The sequence below is a fragment of the Agromyces sp. Marseille-P2726 genome, assembly GCF_902809835.1.
GTDB lineage: Bacteria > Actinomycetota > Actinomycetes > Actinomycetales > Microbacteriaceae > Agromyces.
Map to the genome: position 1 here is coordinate 143,256 of NZ_CADDWM010000010.1, position 15,715 is coordinate 158,970.

16 protein-coding genes are annotated in these 15,715 nt (G+C 70.4%); 10 read left to right on the top strand and 6 right to left on the bottom strand.

Features of this window, described 5'->3' with window-relative positions; all coding sequences use genetic code 11:
• Positions 1–16 precede the first annotated feature (16 nt).
• Positions 17–1,093, top strand: coding sequence for an alpha/beta hydrolase (locus HUS56_RS03755; protein ID WP_173922049.1), 1,077 nt, complete (start codon positions 17–19; stop codon positions 1,091–1,093).
• Positions 1,094–1,127: 34 nt separating this feature from the next.
• Here HUS56_RS03755 and HUS56_RS03760 read toward each other — a convergent pair whose 3' ends face one another.
• On the bottom strand, positions 1,128–1,529 hold the full coding sequence (locus HUS56_RS03760) for a hypothetical protein (protein WP_173922050.1): 402 nt from the start codon (positions 1,527–1,529) through the stop codon (positions 1,128–1,130).
• Positions 1,530–1,720: 191 nt separating this feature from the next.
• Between HUS56_RS03760 and HUS56_RS17225 the strand changes: the two genes are divergently transcribed.
• From HUS56_RS17225 to ispG, 3 genes are all read left to right on the top strand, one after another.
• A complete protein-coding gene (locus HUS56_RS17225) occupies positions 1,721–2,755 on the top strand; it encodes a LuxR C-terminal-related transcriptional regulator (RefSeq protein WP_254431272.1) in 1,035 nt (344 codons plus the stop codon).
• A gap of 194 nt (positions 2,756–2,949) precedes the next feature.
• Complete coding sequence (locus HUS56_RS03770) at positions 2,950–4,044, top strand: YihY/virulence factor BrkB family protein (protein WP_173922051.1); 1,095 nt, start codon at positions 2,950–2,952, stop codon at positions 4,042–4,044.
• An 84-nt stretch (positions 4,045–4,128) separates the two neighbouring features.
• Positions 4,129–5,259, top strand: coding sequence for a flavodoxin-dependent (E)-4-hydroxy-3-methylbut-2-enyl-diphosphate synthase (gene ispG / locus HUS56_RS03775; protein WP_173922172.1), 1,131 nt, complete (start codon positions 4,129–4,131; stop codon positions 5,257–5,259).
• A gap of 19 nt (positions 5,260–5,278) precedes the next feature.
• On the opposite strand, the gene HUS56_RS03780 is transcribed toward ispG, so the two are convergent.
• Positions 5,279–5,434, bottom strand: a complete 156-nt coding sequence (locus HUS56_RS03780) for a hypothetical protein (RefSeq protein WP_173922052.1) — start codon at positions 5,432–5,434, stop codon at positions 5,279–5,281.
• A gap of 138 nt (positions 5,435–5,572) precedes the next feature.
• Here HUS56_RS03780 and HUS56_RS03785 point away from each other — a divergent pair, with 138 nt between their 5' ends.
• Positions 5,573–5,734, top strand: a complete 162-nt coding sequence (locus HUS56_RS03785) for a hypothetical protein (RefSeq protein ID WP_173922053.1) — start codon at positions 5,573–5,575, stop codon at positions 5,732–5,734.
• 64 nt (positions 5,735–5,798) lie between these two features.
• Complete coding sequence (locus tag HUS56_RS03790) at positions 5,799–7,565, top strand: proline--tRNA ligase (protein ID WP_173922054.1); 1,767 nt, start codon at positions 5,799–5,801, stop codon at positions 7,563–7,565.
• 3 nt (positions 7,566–7,568) lie between these two features.
• Here the strand turns inward: HUS56_RS03790 and HUS56_RS03795 are convergent, their stop codons facing one another.
• Complete coding sequence (locus HUS56_RS03795; protein ID WP_173922055.1) at positions 7,569–8,378, bottom strand: DUF1206 domain-containing protein; 810 nt, start codon at positions 8,376–8,378, stop codon at positions 7,569–7,571.
• 203 nt (positions 8,379–8,581) lie between these two features.
• Between HUS56_RS03795 and nusA the strand changes: the two genes are divergently transcribed.
• From nusA to rbfA, 4 genes are all read left to right on the top strand, one after another.
• The gene (gene nusA / locus HUS56_RS03800; protein WP_173922056.1) at positions 8,582–9,580 is read left to right on the top strand and encodes a transcription termination factor NusA; all 999 of its coding nucleotides are present in this window, start codon (positions 8,582–8,584) and stop codon (positions 9,578–9,580) included.
• A gap of 44 nt (positions 9,581–9,624) precedes the next feature.
• Positions 9,625–9,870, top strand: a complete 246-nt coding sequence (locus HUS56_RS03805) for a YlxR family protein (protein ID WP_173922057.1) — start codon at positions 9,625–9,627, stop codon at positions 9,868–9,870.
• Positions 9,871–9,955: 85 nt separating this feature from the next.
• Positions 9,956–12,700: a translation initiation factor IF-2 gene (gene infB, locus HUS56_RS03810; RefSeq protein ID WP_173922058.1), complete on the top strand. Its 2,745-nt coding sequence runs from the start codon at positions 9,956–9,958 to the stop codon at positions 12,698–12,700.
• A gap of 146 nt (positions 12,701–12,846) precedes the next feature.
• Complete coding sequence (rbfA, locus tag HUS56_RS03815; RefSeq protein ID WP_173922059.1) at positions 12,847–13,353, top strand: 30S ribosome-binding factor RbfA; 507 nt, start codon at positions 12,847–12,849, stop codon at positions 13,351–13,353.
• 56 nt (positions 13,354–13,409) lie between these two features.
• Here the strand turns inward: rbfA and HUS56_RS03820 are convergent, their stop codons facing one another.
• From HUS56_RS03820 to HUS56_RS03830, 3 genes are all read right to left on the bottom strand, one after another.
• Positions 13,410–13,631, bottom strand: a complete 222-nt coding sequence (locus HUS56_RS03820) for an amphi-Trp domain-containing protein (RefSeq protein WP_173922060.1) — start codon at positions 13,629–13,631, stop codon at positions 13,410–13,412.
• 152 nt (positions 13,632–13,783) lie between these two features.
• Positions 13,784–14,728 carry a LysR family transcriptional regulator gene (locus tag HUS56_RS03825; RefSeq protein WP_173922061.1) on the bottom strand — a complete coding sequence of 315 codons (945 nt, stop codon included), beginning with the start codon at positions 14,726–14,728 and terminating at the stop codon, positions 13,784–13,786.
• 55 nt (positions 14,729–14,783) lie between these two features.
• Positions 14,784–15,674, bottom strand: a complete 891-nt coding sequence (locus HUS56_RS03830; protein ID WP_173922062.1) for an A/G-specific adenine glycosylase — start codon at positions 15,672–15,674, stop codon at positions 14,784–14,786.
• Positions 15,675–15,715: the final 41 nt, after the last annotated feature.

A 15,715-nucleotide genomic window follows, 5' to 3' on the forward strand; every position in this document is an offset into this window, starting at 1 on the left:
ACCTCGAGGAGTACCCATGGTCGACACGATCTTCGACGGCATCACCACCAGACGCGTCGAGACGCCGAGGCTCACCGCCAACGTACTGGCGCGCGCGGTGGATGACCCTGCCGCAGGTGCGCCCACCGTGCTGTTCGTGCACGGGAACGTGTCGTCGTCGCTGTTCTGGCAGCCGCTGATGCTCGCGCTCCCCGCCGACGTCCGCGCGCTCGCCGTCGACCTCCGCGGGTACGGCGACAGCGAGACGCTGCCGATCGACGCGACCCGAGGCGTTCGGGACTGGTCCGACGACGTGGCCTCCGTGATCGACGCGCTCGGCCTCGGTGCCGTGCACCTCGTCGGCTGGAGCCTCGGCGGAGGCGTCACCATGCAGCTCCTGCTCGACCGGCCCGACCTCGTGGCCAGTCTCACGCTCGTCGCACCCGTGTCGCCGTACGGCTTCGGCGGCACGGCACTCGACGGCTCGCTGCTGACTCCGGATGCCGCGGGCACAGGCGGTGGGGGAGCGAATCCCGACTTCGTGGCCCGCATCGAGCGCGGCGACCGCAGCGACGAGGCCGGATCGCCGCGAGCCGTCTTCCGGGCGACGTACGTCGCACCCGGATACGAGTCCGAGCACGAGGACATCTGGGTCGAGTCGATGCTCTCCACCAAGACCGGCGTCGACAACTATCCCGGCGACTCGACGCCGTCGGAGAACTGGCCGGGGTTCGCCCCCGGCGGCCGCGGCATCCTGAACACCCTCGCACCCACCGTGTTCGACACGACGGCGATCGTCGACGTCGAACGCAAGCCCCCGATCCTGTGGGTCCACGGTGCGCTCGACGCGATCGTCGGCGATGCCTCGTTCTTCGATCTCAACCAGCTCGGCAAGGCCGGCATCATCCCCGGCTGGCCGGGCGATGACGTGGCGCCTCCGCAACCGATGATCCAGCAGACGCGGGCGGTGCTCGACCGGTACGCGGCCGCCGGCGGCGACGTCACCGAGCTCGCGCTCGAGGGCTGCGGGCATTCGCCGCACCTCGAGCGCCCCGATGAGTTCCGTGAGGCGCTCCTGGCGCTCGTCGACGCCGGCGAGCGGGCGGCCGCCTGAGCCGGCCCCAGAAGATCCCCAGCGGCGCCTCCCGTCAGCTCGGCTCGTGATTCGGCCGCGAACCCGTCGGGCCGGTCACCAGCACGACGCCGGATGCCGCGACGACCGCGAGCACCGCGTCGGGGATCCAGGTGCCGAGTGCGGCGACGTGCCACACGAAGAAGAGGGGGAGCGCCCAGAGCCCGAGCCGAACGGTCCTCGAACGCACCCCGCCCCACACGGCGGCGAGGCCCAGCGCCGCAGCGAGGGTGCCGAAGGACGCGATGAGCACGACGGCGGCGGGTTCGAACGGGTCGTCGACGAACATCGTGCTGAGTGCGACGAGCGCGCATGCGATGAGCACGGCCGTGAGCACACCCTGCCCGATGCGCACGCGAACGGGGAGCCGCTCGCTCACGTCGCGGACGTCCGATTCGGTCGGCATGGCGGTGGTCATGTGGTCCTCCTGATCGATTGCGGTCGGCGACACCGGAAGGAGCGCCCGATCGCGACGCTACGACTGAACGGGAGCCGGGTGGCATGCGGAGGACCGCAGGATCGTCCGAGATGGGGTGTGGTCGACCGCAATTCCAGGCCGGGGTGCGGTCGCATCGCCGGGCACCGCGGTCGTGACGGGATACTGAGGGCATGCAACGCCACCCATCCCCGCTGACGTTCGTCGGCGGAGCCGTCGCCCTCCTGACGACGACCTGGACCGTCGCCTCGGGCGTGGTGCCCGTCGCGGATGCGGTCACCGCGCTGCTCGTGCCGGCGTTGTTCGTCATCGCCGGACTCCTCGGTCCACTGTGGAGGGCGGCCTCGTTCACGTGCGCGCTCCTGGTGGGCATCGGCTCGTTGCACCTGTCCGCCCTTGCGCTGTCCGCCCTCGCCCTGCACGAGGGGCCCGGATCCGTCGTGTGGCACGTGACCTCGCAAGTCCTCTTCGTCGGCGGCCTCGCACTGCTCCTGCCGCTGGCGGCCGGGTACCCGGCGGGGCCCGGTCCGCGCTGGGCCTGGATCCTCGCCGCGGCCGCGTCGCTCGTTCCGGTCGTCACCGCGTTCGCTGGACCCACTCCGACCGTCCTGAGTGCGACGGATGCCACCGGCGCGATGCTCCAGCTCGGGCCGATCGCAGCGGTGCTCCCGGCAGAACTCGCCGCCGGGGCCGGAGTCGTCTTCCTGATGCCGGCCGTTGCGATGGGCATCGCGGTCGTGCGCCTGGTTCGGGGAGATCGAGAGCTGCGTGGTCGCCTGACACTCCCGCTCGGCGCGCTCGGGGCGTTTGCGGTCGTCCTCATGCTCGGGTCGATCGTGCCGGCGTCGGCAGCGGGTGCGGGCACCGCGCTCTTCCTCGTGTCTGCGCCGCTCCTGCCGGTCGGCCTGATCGCGGGGAGCAGGCCGACGACGCTCCACCCGGCCGACCTGGAGGCGCATCGGCGATTGCGCGCGCACGAGGCGTCCGACGACCGCCTCGAGGCCCTCTCGCCGCGGGAGCGCCAGGTGCTCGAACTGATGGCCGATGGGCACAGCAATCCCGCCATCGGGCGAGCCCTGCACATCTCGCTGTCGGCGGTGGAGAAGCACGCGACATCCATCTTCGGCAAGCTCGGCGTCGCTCGGGAGGCCGACACGCACCGCCGGGTCGCAGCCGTCGTCGCATACCTCCGGGCCGTCAGGCGCTGACGACCCGGAGCACCTGAAGGCGAGGCGCGGCTCCCGCACTATAGCGCTCGGTTCGCCGCCACGCGAGGGTCTACCGCCCGGTCGAGCGTCCTCGAACACTGGATTGCACGGGCTGACGCACGCCCGGTGAGGTGGGCGCCGATCACGTTCGCACGGCGCCCACCTCGCGGCATCCGTCGATCGAGGAGGACACCGTGGCCGAGAACGAGAAGGGGTCCAGCCGGCAGCTGGCGGACGCACCCGATCCCGACGACGCCCGCAAGCCCGACTCGCCCCGAGAGGTGACGAAGCGCTCGTGGGGCTATGTCTTCCGCAAGAGCTTCCGCGAGTTCATCGATGACCAGTGTCCCGATCGTGCCGCCTCGCTGACCTACTACGGCGTGCTCGCACTCTTCCCCGGACTCCTCGCCATCATGTCGCTGCTGGCGCTCGTCGGGCAGGGGCAGCGTGCGATCGACCAGATCTTCGGCATCGTGGAGCAGGTGGCGCCGGGCGCGGCGCTCGATGTCATCCGGGGTCCGATCGAGGACTTCAGCACCTCGCCGGCCGCAGGGTTCGGCTTCGTCACCGGCCTCGTCATCGCGATCTGGTCGGCGTCGGGCTACGTCGGCGCGTTCAGTCGCGCCATGAACCAGATCTACGAGATCGATGAGGGGCGGCCGTTCTGGAAGCTGCGCCCCATGCAGTTGATCGTGACGATCATCACGCTCGTGCTCATCGTCATCATCGCCGTGATCCTCGTGGTGTCGGGTCCGATCACCGAGGCCATCGGCGATGCGCTCGGCCTCGGGGAGGCCGTCACGGTGATCTGGGAGATCGCGAAGTGGCCGCTGCTGGCGCTGGCCGTGATCCTCGCCATCGCGATCCTGTACTACGCGACCCCGAACGCGAAGCAGCCGAAGTTCCGGTGGATCAGCCTCGGGGCGATCATCGCGATCGTCGTGCTCGTCATCGTCTCGGCCGGGTTCGCCCTCTACGTCGCGAACTTCTCGAACTACGACCGCACGTACGGCTCGTTCGCCGGGGCGATCGTCTTCCTGCTCTGGCTCTGGCTCGCGAACTGCGCGCTCCTGTTCGGCGCAGAGTTCGACGCCGAGCTCGAGCGGGGGCGCCAGCTCCAGGCGGGGATCGAGGCGGAGGAGGACATCCAGCTCCCGCCTCGCGACACCCGCAAGAGCGACAAGGCGGCGAAGAAGGAGCGGGAGGACATCGAGTTGGGCCGGAGGATCCGCCTGGAGCACCAAGGCGACGCCGACCGCTCGAGGGAGGACGAGGACGCCCGTCGCTGAGGGGCAGCGTCCGCTCCGACGCCCACTCGGCCAAGCGTCAGGCTGGCGCCGTAGACTGGCGGGGTGCCTGCTGTGAATCTCGGAATGCCGAAAATCCCCGAAACGCTGGCTCCGCGACGCAAGTCCCGGCAGATCAAGGTGGGCAAGGTCCTCGTCGGTGGCGACGCCCCGGTGAGCGTGCAGTCGATGACCACCACCCCCACGACGAACATCAACGCCACCCTGCAGCAGATCGCCGAACTCACTGCGTCGGGCTGCGACATCGTGCGGGTCGCGGTGCCGAGCCGCGACGACGCCGAGGCGCTGCCCATCATCGCGAAGAAGAGCCAGATCCCGGTCATCGCCGACATCCACTTCCAGCCGAACTACGTTTTCGCCGCGATCGACGCCGGCTGCGCGGCGGTGCGCGTGAACCCCGGCAACATCCGCAAGTTCGACGACCGGGTCGGCGAGATCGCCGAACGGGCGCGCGCGGCGGGTGTCTCGCTGCGAATCGGCGTGAACGCCGGCTCGCTCGACCCGCGGCTGCTCGAGAAGCACGGCAAGGCGACCGCCGAGGCCCTCGTCGAGTCCGCCGTGTGGGAGGCGAGCCTCTTCGAGGAGCACGACTTCCACGACTTCAAGATCTCGGTGAAGCACAACGACCCGATCGTGATGGTGAAGGCCTACCGCATGCTGGCGGAGCGGGGCGACTGGCCGTTGCACCTCGGCGTCACCGAGGCGGGGCCGGCGTTCCAGGGCACGATCCAGAGCGCCACGGCGTTCGGCATCCTGCTCGGCGAGGGCATCGGCGACACCATCCGGGTGTCGCTGAGTGCGCCGCCCGTCGAGGAGATCAAGGTCGGCCTGCAGATCCTCCAGTCGCTGAACCTTCGCGAGCGCAAGCTCGAGATCGTCTCGTGTCCGTCGTGCGGTCGCGCCCAGGTCGACGTGTACAAGCTCGCCGACGACGTCACCGCGGGGCTCGAGGGCATGACCGTGCCGCTGCGCGTCGCCGTCATGGGCTGCGTCGTCAACGGGCCCGGTGAGGCCCGCGAGGCCGACCTCGGCGTGGCATCCGGCAACGGCAAGGGCCAGATCTTCGTGAAGGGCGAGGTCATCAAGACGGTGCCCGAATCCGAGATCGTCGAGACGCTGCTCGCCGAGGCGAATCGCATCGCCGACGAGATGGGCGCGGATGCCCCGGTCGGCTCGCCCGAGGTGCTCACCTCGTAGCCGCGGCGGCTCGCCGCCGTCAGTCGCCCGCGTCGGTCACGTCGACATCGAGGTGCTCGGTGGCGTCGGGATCCCGCGGGAGGCCGTCTCGGCGGGGACGCTCCGTCGCGCCGCGTTCGGCGGCATCCTTCTCGGTGCCGTCATCGGGCGAGACGATGGGTGCAGGGTCGCTCATGATTCGCTCCTCCGTGTCCATGTCCACGGTCGCACCGCCCTCCGCCTCCCTGCACGGGGTTGACAGGCTCCGGGGCGAGTAGTGTGAGCCGCACGGGATGCCCGTGATCGCGGCATCCGTTCGCGAGAGGGGACCGCGATGAGCAGGGACGGCAGCGAGTACGAGTACCCCGACGAGGCGGGGGATCCCGACGGCATGGGCACACTGCACGAGGGCACCGACGACGCCGCGGAGGAGACCGAGCGCGAGCTCGACCACTTCGCCATGGAGGACGAAGAGGACGACGACGTGGGCGTCTGACCGGGGCCGACGCTGCGCCGCGGCACGGACGAGCCGAGGGCGGGCTCCCGAATAGAATCGTCGGGTGCCCACACGCCTCTCCAACTACTTCCTCCGTACGCTTCGCGAAGACCCCGCCGACGCCGAGGTGGCCAGCCACCGCTTGCTCGTGCGAGCGGGCTACATCCGCCGTCAGGCTCCCGGAGTGTTCGCATGGCTGCCGATCGGCCTGCGCGTGAAGGCGAAGATCGAGCAGGTCATCCGCGAGGAGATGGCGGCCGCCGGCGCACACGAGGTGCACTTCCCGGCGCTGCTGCCACGCGAGCCGTACGAGGCGACCAACCGTTGGACGGAGTACGGCGACAACCTGTTCCGGCTGAAGGACCGCAAGGACGCCGACTACCTGCTGGCACCGACGCACGAGGAGGCCTTCACGCTGCTCGTGAAGGACCTGTACTCCTCGTACAAGGACCTGCCGCTCATGATCTACCAGATCCAGGACAAGTACCGCGACGAGGCACGTCCCCGCGCGGGGCTCCTGCGTGGCCGCGAGTTCACGATGAAGGACGCCTACTCGTTCGACGTCTCCGACGCCGGGCTCGACGCGAGCTACCAGGCGCAGCGCGACGCGTACGAGCGCATCTTCGCGCGGCTCGGGCTCGACTACGTCATCGTCAAGGCGGATGCCGGGGCGATGGGCGGCTCGAAGAGCGAGGAGTTCCTGCACCCGAGCCCCGTCGGGGAGGACACGTTCGTGCGGTCGGCAGGCGGGTACGCCGCGAATGTCGAGGCCTTCACGACGGTCGCACCCGACCCCGTGCCGTTCGACGGACTGCCGGAGCCCGCAGTGCTCGACTCCCCGAACACCCCGACGATCGCGACCCTCGTCGACCTTGCGAACGCCGAGTACCCGCGGCCCGACGGCCGCGCCTGGACCGCCGCCGACACCCTGAAGAACGTGGTGCTGGCACTCACCCACCTCGACGGCACCCGCGAAGTCGTCGTCGTGGGCATCCCCGGCGACCGCGAGATCGAGCCGAAGCGGGTCGGCGTCGCGTTCGCCGCCGACGACGTGGAGGCGGCCACCGAGGCCGACTTCGCGAAGCACCCCGGCCTCGTGAAGGGCTACATCGGCCCGTGGTCGCCCGACGGTGCGGTGCTGGGCGAGGAGTCAGCCACCGGCATCCGATACTTCGTCGACCCTCGCGTCGTCGACGGCACCGAGTGGATCACCGGAGCGAACCTCGACGAGAAGCACGTGTTCGGCCTCGTCGCCGGGCGCGACTTCACCGCCGACGGGGTCGTCGAGGCCGCCGACGTGCGCGAGGGCGATCCCGCGCCAGACGGCTCGGGGCCGGTTCACCTCGCGCGCGGCGTCGAGATCGGCCACGTCTTCCAGCTCGGCCGCAAGTACGCCGACGCGCTGGGCCTGAAGGTGCTGGATGAGAACGGCAAGCTCGTCACCGTCACCATGGGGTCGTACGGCATCGGCGTCACGCGTATCCTCGCGATCATCGCCGAGGGGCACCACGACGAGAAGGGCCTCGTGTGGCCGGCGGCCGTCGCGCCGTTCGACGTGCACGTGGTGGCGACCGGGAAGGACGACGCGGTGTTCGAGGCGGCCGAGCGGATCTCGGCCGAGCTCGAGGCATCAGGACTCGATGTGCTCTACGACGACCGCCCCAAGGTCTCGCCGGGCGTGAAGTTCGGCGACGCCGAGCTGATCGGCGTGCCGAAGATCGTGATCGCCGGCAGGGGCGTGGCCGACGGCGACGTCGAGATCTGGGATCGTGCCACGGGCGAGCGCACCACGGTCCCCATCGACGGCGTGGTCGCCGCCCTGCAGGGCTGACCGTCAGAGTCGCTCGTACCGGGCGCGCGCGAAGCAGAAGAGGCCGTAGAGGATCAGGCCGGCTCCGACGAGCCAGAGGATGACCTGGCCGAAGGGCAGCTCGGCGAGGGTCTTCAGCGCCGCGTCGAGCCCGCCCGCCTTGTCGGGATCGTGCGTGAGCGCCGCCAAGGCGAACAGCACGCCCACGACGGCGACCGCGATGCCCTTGGCCACGTATCCGGCCGTGCCGAGCACGCGGATGCCGTCGCCCGCCTTGCCGGCGGGAAGCGACAGGTGCTGCTCGAAGTCCTTCCGGATCCCTCGCACGAAGAACGCGACGCCCACGCCGAGGACGACGAGGCCGACGAGGACGAGCAGTACGACGCCTCCCGGCGCCGCGAGCACACTCGCGCTGAGCGACGTCGTCGACTGCGACGAGTCCGACCTGCCGCCGAGCGCGTAGACGAGGGCCGTGGCCGCGATCGCGAAGTAGGCGATCGCCGTACCGACCTTCGTCACGCGATGGCCCCACCGTTTCTTCGCGTCGGAGTCCCGCTCGAGGAACGCCTCGACGATCTTCCAGATCCCGAGGGCCGCGAGTCCCAGCACGATCACCCAGAGCACGACGACGCCGAAGGGAACGCGCGCGATCTGCTCCATCGCTCCGCTCTGGTCGGCGCGACCGCCGCCCCCGCCGATCGCCACCGAGATGGCGATGGCGCCGATGACGACGTGCACGACTCCCAGCACGGCGTAGCCGACCCTGGCGAGCGTACGGAGCGCTCGCGAATCCCGGGCTGCACCGGCGGTTGATCTGACGGTGTCCGAGCTCATGCCGCACACGCTAGCGACGAGCGCTCGCAGATGCCGCCCCCTTGCGCGGGCCCGGTCTGCGGCACTATGGCGGCGGGGATGCCGCGGCATCCGTCGCCCTGATCGCCGCGCCGACGCGGCGATCCGGTGGGGAAATCCGGTACGGTAGAGAGTCGTCCGCACGAGGGGAAGCGGCACTGAGAGCTGAATAGAGGAGGCCGGCGATGGACATCGACCTCAGCGTGCTTCGCATGATGGAGCGCGAGAAGGAGATCCCGTTCGATGAACTGGTGGAGATCATCGAGCAGGCGATCCTCATGGCCTACTTGAAGCACACCAATCCCGGTCAGCACGGTCACGCGAACCCCTCGGGTGCCCGTGCACACCTCGACCGCAAGACCGGTCACGTGTCGGTGTACGTGCCCGAGCTCGATGAAGAGGGCAACGTCATCGGCGAGGTCGAGGACAGCCCCAGCGACTTCGGGCGCATCGCCGCCTTCGCCGCCAAGCAGGTCATCAACCAGCGCCTGCGCGATCTCGCCGACGACGCCGTGCTCGGCGAGTTCCGTGGGCGCGAGGGCGACATCGTGGCCGGCATCATCCAGCAGGGGCCGAACCCGCGCATGGTGCACATCGACCTCGGCAGCGTCGAGGCGATCCTGCCGCCCGAGGAGCAGGTGCCCGGCGAGGAGTACCCGCACGGTCAGCGCATCCGCGTGTACGTCACGAGCGTCTCGAAGGGTCAGAAGGGCCCGTCGATCACCGTCTCCCGCACCCATCCGGCGCTGGTCCGCAAGCTGTTCGCACTCGAGGTCCCCGAGATCGCGTCGGGCGTCGTCGAGATCGTGTCGCTCGCCCGCGAGGCCGGTCACCGCACGAAGATCGCCGTGCGCGCGAACCAGCCGGGCGTGAACGCCAAGGGCGCAGCCATCGGCGAGCTCGGCCAGCGTGTCCGAGCCGTCACCGCCGAGCTCGGCAACGAGAAGATCGACATCGTCGACTGGAACGACGATCTCGCGACCTTCGTCGCGAGCGCCCTGTCGCCCGCCAAGGTGACGAGCGCGTACGTCATCGACGAGTCGACGCGCGCGGTACGCGCCCTCGTGCCCGACTACCAGCTGTCGCTCGCGATCGGCAAGGAGGGCCAGAACGCGCGCCTCGCGGCGAAGCTCACCGGTGCGAAGATCGACATCCAGCCCGACTCGATCCTCGAGTCCAACTGAGTCCTCGACCTGCGGCGACCGGGGCCACAGCCCGGAGGTGTAGGATGGAACCCGTCAGAACGTGCATCGGATGCCGTTCGCGCGCCCCGCGGTCCTCGCTTCTGAGGGTCGTCTCCCAGAGTTCCCACGTCGTGGCCGATGCCTCGGCTGTGCTTCCGGGCAGAGGTGCGTGGCTGCATCCGACGCTCGAGTGCTACCGACTCGCCGTGCGGCGACGCGCCTTCGGACGCGCGCTCCGCATCCGCGGCGAGGTGGACACCAGCAACGTAGAGAACAGGCTGAACGGCTAATGGACAACTCATGAGCGGCTCGAAATGAGACCCGTCCGCCATTGATGGTCCCCCTGTTTCGGGGAGGGCCCGGAACAGGAGAGAAGTGGCTGCCAAACCACGCGTACACGAGATCGCATCCGAACTCGGTGTCGACAGCAAGATCGCCCTTGAGAAGCTCAAGGAGATGGGCGAATACGTCAAGGGACCTTCGTCGTCCATCGAACCTCCCGTCGCCCGTCGGCTGAGGGCCGCGCTCGAGGCCGACGGGGCCGGTGCCAAGGCGGCGACGGCCACGGCCGAGAAGCCCGCTGCGAAGGCCGCGGCGAAGCCCGGTCCCAAGCCCGCGCCCAAGCCCGCCGAGCAGGCTCCCGCCGCTCCGGCCGAGGCTCCCAAGCCCGCCGACGCCCCGCTGAGCGTGGCCGAGCGCCAGGCCCAGGCCGAAGAGAAGGCGGCGCAGGCCGCCGCGGCCAAGCCGGCCGAGGCTCCCGCGGCTCCCGCCGCATCGGATGTCGCGAAGCCCGCCCCGAAGCCCGGAGCCGCGATTCCGCGTCCGGCTCCGCGGCCCGGTGGCCCGCGCCCCGGCAACAACCCGTTCTCCAGCTCGCAGGGCATGGGCCAGCGCCCCGCCCAGCCGCGCCCGGGTAACAACCCCTTCTCGAGCTCGCAGGGCATGGGCCAGCGACCGACGCCCGGCAACATCCCGCGTCCGCAGGCGCCGCGTCCTGGTTCCCCGCGTCCCGGCGCACCACGTCCCGGCGGCGCAGGCCGTCCCGGTGGCGGCGGCTTCCAGCGTCCGGGCGGCGGCGGCGCAGGCGCCGGGCGCCCCGGCGGCGGGGGGTTCCAGCGTCCCGGTGGCGGTTTCGGCGGCCCGCGTCCGGCGGGCGGCGGCGGCCGCGGTCGCGGTCCGGGCGGCGGCACGGCCGGCGCGTTCGGTCGTGGCGGCGGCAAGAGCAAGGCCCGCAAGTCGAAGCGCACGAAGCGGCAGGAATTCGAGATGCGGGAGGCGCCGTCGCTCGGCGGCGTGAGCGTTCCCCGCGGCGATGGCAACACCGTCATCCGACTCCGCCGTGGTGCATCCATCTCCGACTTCGCCGACAAGATCGATGCCAACCCCGGCTCGCTCGTCACCGTCCTGTTCCACCTCGGTGAGATGGCGACGGCCACCGAGTCGCTCGACGAGGCGACGTTCGAGGTACTCGGCGCCGAGCTGGGCTACAAGATCCAGGTCGTCTCGCCCGAAGACGAAGACAAGGAGCTCCTCGAGGGCTTCGACATCGACCTCGACCAGGAGCTCGAGGACGAGTCCGATGCAGACCTCGTGGCACGTCCGCCCGTCGTCACCGTCATGGGCCACGTCGACCACGGTAAGACGCGCCTCCTCGACGCGATCCGCAACGCGAACGTCGTCGCGGCCGAGGCCGGCGGCATCACCCAGCACATCGGCGCGTACCAGGTGCACACCGAGCACGAGGGCACCGATCGCGCGATCACCTTCATCGACACCCCCGGTCACGAGGCGTTCACCGCCATGCGTGCCCGTGGTGCCCAGGTGACCGACATCGCGATCCTCGTGGTCGCGGCCGACGACGGCATCATGCCGCAGACGATCGAGGCGCTGAACCACGCCCAGTCGGCCGACGTGCCGATCGTGGTCGCGGTGAACAAGATCGACAAGCCCGAGGCGAACCCGGCGAAGGTGCGCCAGCAGCTCACCGAGTTCGGCCTCGTGGCCGAGGAGTACGGCGGCGACGTCATGTTCGTCGACGTCTCGGCGCGCGAGGGCATCGGCATCCAGGAGCTGCTCGACGCGGTGCTCCTCACCGCCGACGCCGGGCTCGACCTGCGAGCGAACCCCGACAAGGACGCCCGCGGTGTCGCCATCGAGGCGAAGCTCGACAAGGGCCGCGGTGCGGTGGCGACGGTGCTCATCCAGTCGGGCACGCTCCGTGTCGGCGATGCGATCGTCACGGGCACGGCCTACGGGCGTGTGCGCGCGATGGCCGACGAGAACGGCGCACCCGTGACCGAGGCGCTCCCGTCGCGTCCGGTGCAGGTGCAGGGCCTCTCGAGCGTTCCGCGCGCGGGTGACACCTTCCTCGTCACCGAGGAGGACCGCACGGCCCGCCAGATCGCCGAGAAGCGCGAAGCGGCCGAGCGCAACGCCCAGCTTGCGAAGGCTCGCAAGCGCATCTCGCTCGAGGACTTCACCCGTGCGCTCGAAGAGGGCAAGGTCGAGGCGCTCAACCTCATCATCAAGGGCGACGTGTCGGGTGCCGTGGAGGCGCTCGAGGAGTCGCTCATGAAGATCGAGGTCGACGAGTCGGTGCAGCTGCGCATCCTCCACCGCGGTGTGGGCGCCATCACCGAGAGCGACATCGACCTCGCCACGATCGACGACGCGATCGTCATCGGGTTCAACGTGCGTCCCGATGTGAAGGCGCGCGAACGCGCCGCCCGCGAGGGCGTCGACGTGCGCTTCTACTCGGTCATCTACAACGCCATCGACGACATCGAGAACTCGCTGAAGGGCATGCTGAAGCCCGAGTTCGAAGAGGTGCAGTCGGGTGTCGCCGAGATCCGCGAGGTGTTCCGTTCCTCCAAGTTCGGCAACATCGCCGGTGTGGTGGTGCGTTCGGGAACGATCACCCGCAACGCCAAGGCTCGCGTCATCCGCGATGGCGTCGTCGTCGGCGACAACCTCGCCATCGAGTCGCTTCGCCGATTCAAGGACGATGTCACCGAGGTCCGCACCGACTTCGAGGCGGGTATCGGCCTCGGCAAGTACAACGACATCCAGGTCGGCGACGAGATCGAGACGATCGAGCTGCGCGAGAAGCCTCGCGTCTAGTTTCCCCGTGGACGGGGCCTCCGGATCTTCCCTTCGGGTGAAGAGCGGGGGCCCCTTCACCCCGATTCACCCGAAGGGAAGATCCGAAGCCCCGCGGGTCGAGCAACGCTTCTCGCTTACTCGATCTGGGGGAGAGGGAGGACAACATGGCGGATCCGGCACGGGCCAGGAAGCTGGCCGACCGCATCAAGGAGATCGTCGCGCGCAGGCTCGACAAGGGACTGCGCGACCCGCGCCTCGGGTTCGTGACGATCACCGACGTCCGCGTCACGGGCGACCTGCAGCACGCGAGCATCTTCTACACCGTGTACGGCAGCGAGCAGGAACGGCGCGACTCGGCGCTCGCACTGAAGGCCGCCACCGGCATGCTTCGCAGCGAAGTCGGTCGCAACATCACCGCGCGCCTGACGCCCTCGATCGAGTTCATCCTCGACGCGATCCCCGAGAACGCGGAGCACATCGAGTCGCTCCTGCGCGAGGCGCGCACTCGCGATGCTGAGACGAGCATGCTCGCCTCGAACGCGACGTATGCCGGAGACGCCGACCCGTACGTCAAGCCACGCGACCTCGACGAGGAGGACGACGACGTCGACGAGCTCGACGACGACGCATCCGACCTCTCCGACGACGCGGAGCTCGGCGGCCCCCGCTGAGGCATCCGCTCACCAGCGAGCCAAGCAAGGCCGCGTGTCGGGTAGGCCAGTCGTCGTCACCAGGTCAGTTCGACCTCCAGCTCGTTGTCGCCCTCGTCGCCGACCTCCACCTCCACCTTGAGGTCGACCTCGTCGGGGATGCGGACGGTGATGCGTCGCCCCGCCCGATAGAACTCGACCGAGTTGTTCTTCGCCATGGCGTCGGCGAGGGTGCGGAGCGTGGCGGCGGCCTCCTCGCGGCTCATGCGCCGGGTGTCGTCGATGTCGAACAGTTCCATGGTGTCTCCCTCCTGTCGTCTCGACCGTAGCGACCTCTGCCCACCCCCGCACGAGCATTCCGGCCGGACCCCGACGTGCGGGGTCCGGCGATCCTTCGAGCACCACCTCGTCCCATCGATGCCGCGACCGCACCTCCGACCGGCGGCGCCGATCATCCGGGCGTACTGCCAGGCGCCGAGCCACGGGAACGACGGCCGAGCAGGTCGTCTTCGACGGCGGCGATGCGCGCCCGCATCGCCTCGATGAACGCGAGCACGGTGGGCTGGCGTAGCGCCTCGGGTCGCGAGACGAGCCAGTACGGCAGGCGCGTGTCGATCTCCTCGGGGAAGAGGCGCACGAGGTCGTCGTGCCGGTCGGCGAGGAACGCGGGCAGCAGCCCGAACCCGGCGCCGGCGCGCGTCGCGTCGACGTGCACGTACACGTTCGTGCTCGACACGGCGTCGACCATCTCGGGCGTCGCGCGGCGCGCATCGTCGAGGGCGTCGACCTGCAGCATCGACTCGATGAAGTACACGAGTGGAGCGCCCTCGAGTGCGGCAGGGGAGTCGGGCGCCCCGTTGCGGTCGAGGAACTCGCGACTCGCGTAGATTCCGAGCGCGTAGTCCGCGAGGTGGGTGGTCTCGCCGCGCTTCACGTGGGGGCGACCCACGACCACCTCGAGGTCGACGCCGACCCGCTGCTGGGCCGCACGTCGCGTGGCGGCGACGATCTCGAGCGAGACGTCGGGATGCTCCCGGCGCACGGCGACGATCGCGGGTGCCGCGATGAACCCGCTGAATCCATCGGTCGCCGACAGTCGTACGACGCCCGACAGTCGCGGCGCCTCGGGCGCCAGCGATCCCAGCGCCCGCTCGACACCCTCGGCAGCCATGATCGCGTGCTCACCCAGCGGGGTGAGCACCCACCCGGCGGCGCCACGAGCGAGCACCCGACCGCCCAGCGCATCCTCGAGCGACCCGATCCGCCTGGCGATCGTCGTGTGGTTGAGCCCCAGCTCGGACGCCGCCGCCGTGTACCGGCCCGCTCGTGCGACGGCGAGCAGCACGAGGAGGTCGTCGGGGCTCGGACGGCGCCCCGGCAGCGGCGTGACGGTCATCCTCTGCATACTGACACACTCGTGCACGGCCGTCGCCGGCGCTCGGGCACCGCGGTCAGGAGTCGGGCAACGCCAGTGCGCCGTCGGCGTCGACGACGACGAGCCCGTCGGCCAGGAGGCTCGTGATCGCACGCTCGAGCTGCGCGGCATCGGTCCATGCGCCGGCCAGCTCGTCGCGCCCGACCGGGTGATGCGAGCCGCGCAGCTCGCGCATGACGAGGCCGCGCACCTGCCGGTCGGAGCCCTCGTAACGAGCCTGCCGGGCGCGCCGGGGTCCGTCGTGGGGCGGGTATCCGGCCAGACGCCACGCGCACCGCTTCGCGATCGGGCAGGCGGCGCACCGCGGCGTGCGTGCGGTGCAGACGGTCGCGCCGAGCTCCATCGCGGCTGCGTTGAACACGCGCGCCGCGGCATCCGACTCCGGAAGCACCGCCGACATCGCCGCGAGGTCGCGCGACGTCGACGGCGGGCCGGGCTGCGCCTGCCCCGCGACGGCGCGGGCGAGCACGCGGCGGGTGTTCGTGTCGACCACCGGATGCCGCCTTCCGAATGCGAATGCGGCCACCGCCCGCGCCGTGTACGGACCCACGCCCTGCAGGGCGAGGAGATCGTCGAGTTCCTCGGGCACCTCGCCGTGGTGCCGCTCGACGATCTCAACGGCGGCACGGTGCAGCCACAGGGCTCGCCGGGGATACCCGAGCCGGCCCCAGGCGCGCACCGCCTCCGACGCCGGCTCCGACGCGAGCGCCGCGGGCGTCGGCCAGCGCGCGATCCACGCCTCCCAGGACGGCACGACGCGCGCGACCTGGGTCTGCTGCAGCATGAACTCGCTGACCAGCACCGCCCACGGCGACACCTCGGCGGCACGCCACGGCAGCGGCCGCGCGGCATCCGCGAACCAGGCGTTCAGGTCGCTGGCGAGGTCGGCGGTGGGCTGGCTCGGCATTCCTCCACCCTAGGTCGGCCTCCAGCCCAGGTTCCGGCGGG

Excerpts from the sequence above, each read along its gene's own strand:
- HUS56_RS03755 (WP_173922049.1), top strand. The coding sequence starts at position 17 with ATGGTCGACACGATCTTCGACGGCATCACCACCAGACGCGTCGAGACG.
- HUS56_RS03760 (WP_173922050.1), bottom strand. The coding sequence starts at position 1,529 with ATGACCACCGCCATGCCGACCGAATCGGACGTCCGCGACGTGAGCGAG.
- HUS56_RS17225 (WP_254431272.1), top strand. The coding sequence starts at position 1,721 with ATGCAACGCCACCCATCCCCGCTGACGTTCGTCGGCGGAGCCGTCGCC.
- ispG (WP_173922172.1), top strand. The coding sequence starts at position 4,129 with ATGCCGAAAATCCCCGAAACGCTGGCTCCGCGACGCAAGTCCCGGCAG.
- HUS56_RS03780 (WP_173922052.1), bottom strand. The coding sequence starts at position 5,434 with ATGAGCGACCCTGCACCCATCGTCTCGCCCGATGACGGCACCGAGAAG.
- HUS56_RS03785 (WP_173922053.1), top strand. The coding sequence starts at position 5,573 with ATGAGCAGGGACGGCAGCGAGTACGAGTACCCCGACGAGGCGGGGGAT.
- HUS56_RS03795 (WP_173922055.1), bottom strand. The coding sequence starts at position 8,378 with ATGAGCTCGGACACCGTCAGATCAACCGCCGGTGCAGCCCGGGATTCG.
- nusA (WP_173922056.1), top strand. The coding sequence starts at position 8,582 with ATGGACATCGACCTCAGCGTGCTTCGCATGATGGAGCGCGAGAAGGAG.
- HUS56_RS03805 (WP_173922057.1), top strand. The coding sequence starts at position 9,625 with ATGGAACCCGTCAGAACGTGCATCGGATGCCGTTCGCGCGCCCCGCGG.
- rbfA (WP_173922059.1), top strand. The coding sequence starts at position 12,847 with ATGGCGGATCCGGCACGGGCCAGGAAGCTGGCCGACCGCATCAAGGAG.
- HUS56_RS03820 (WP_173922060.1), bottom strand. The coding sequence starts at position 13,631 with ATGGAACTGTTCGACATCGACGACACCCGGCGCATGAGCCGCGAGGAG.
- HUS56_RS03825 (WP_173922061.1), bottom strand. The coding sequence starts at position 14,728 with ATGACCGTCACGCCGCTGCCGGGGCGCCGTCCGAGCCCCGACGACCTC.
- HUS56_RS03830 (WP_173922062.1), bottom strand. The coding sequence starts at position 15,674 with ATGCCGAGCCAGCCCACCGCCGACCTCGCCAGCGACCTGAACGCCTGG.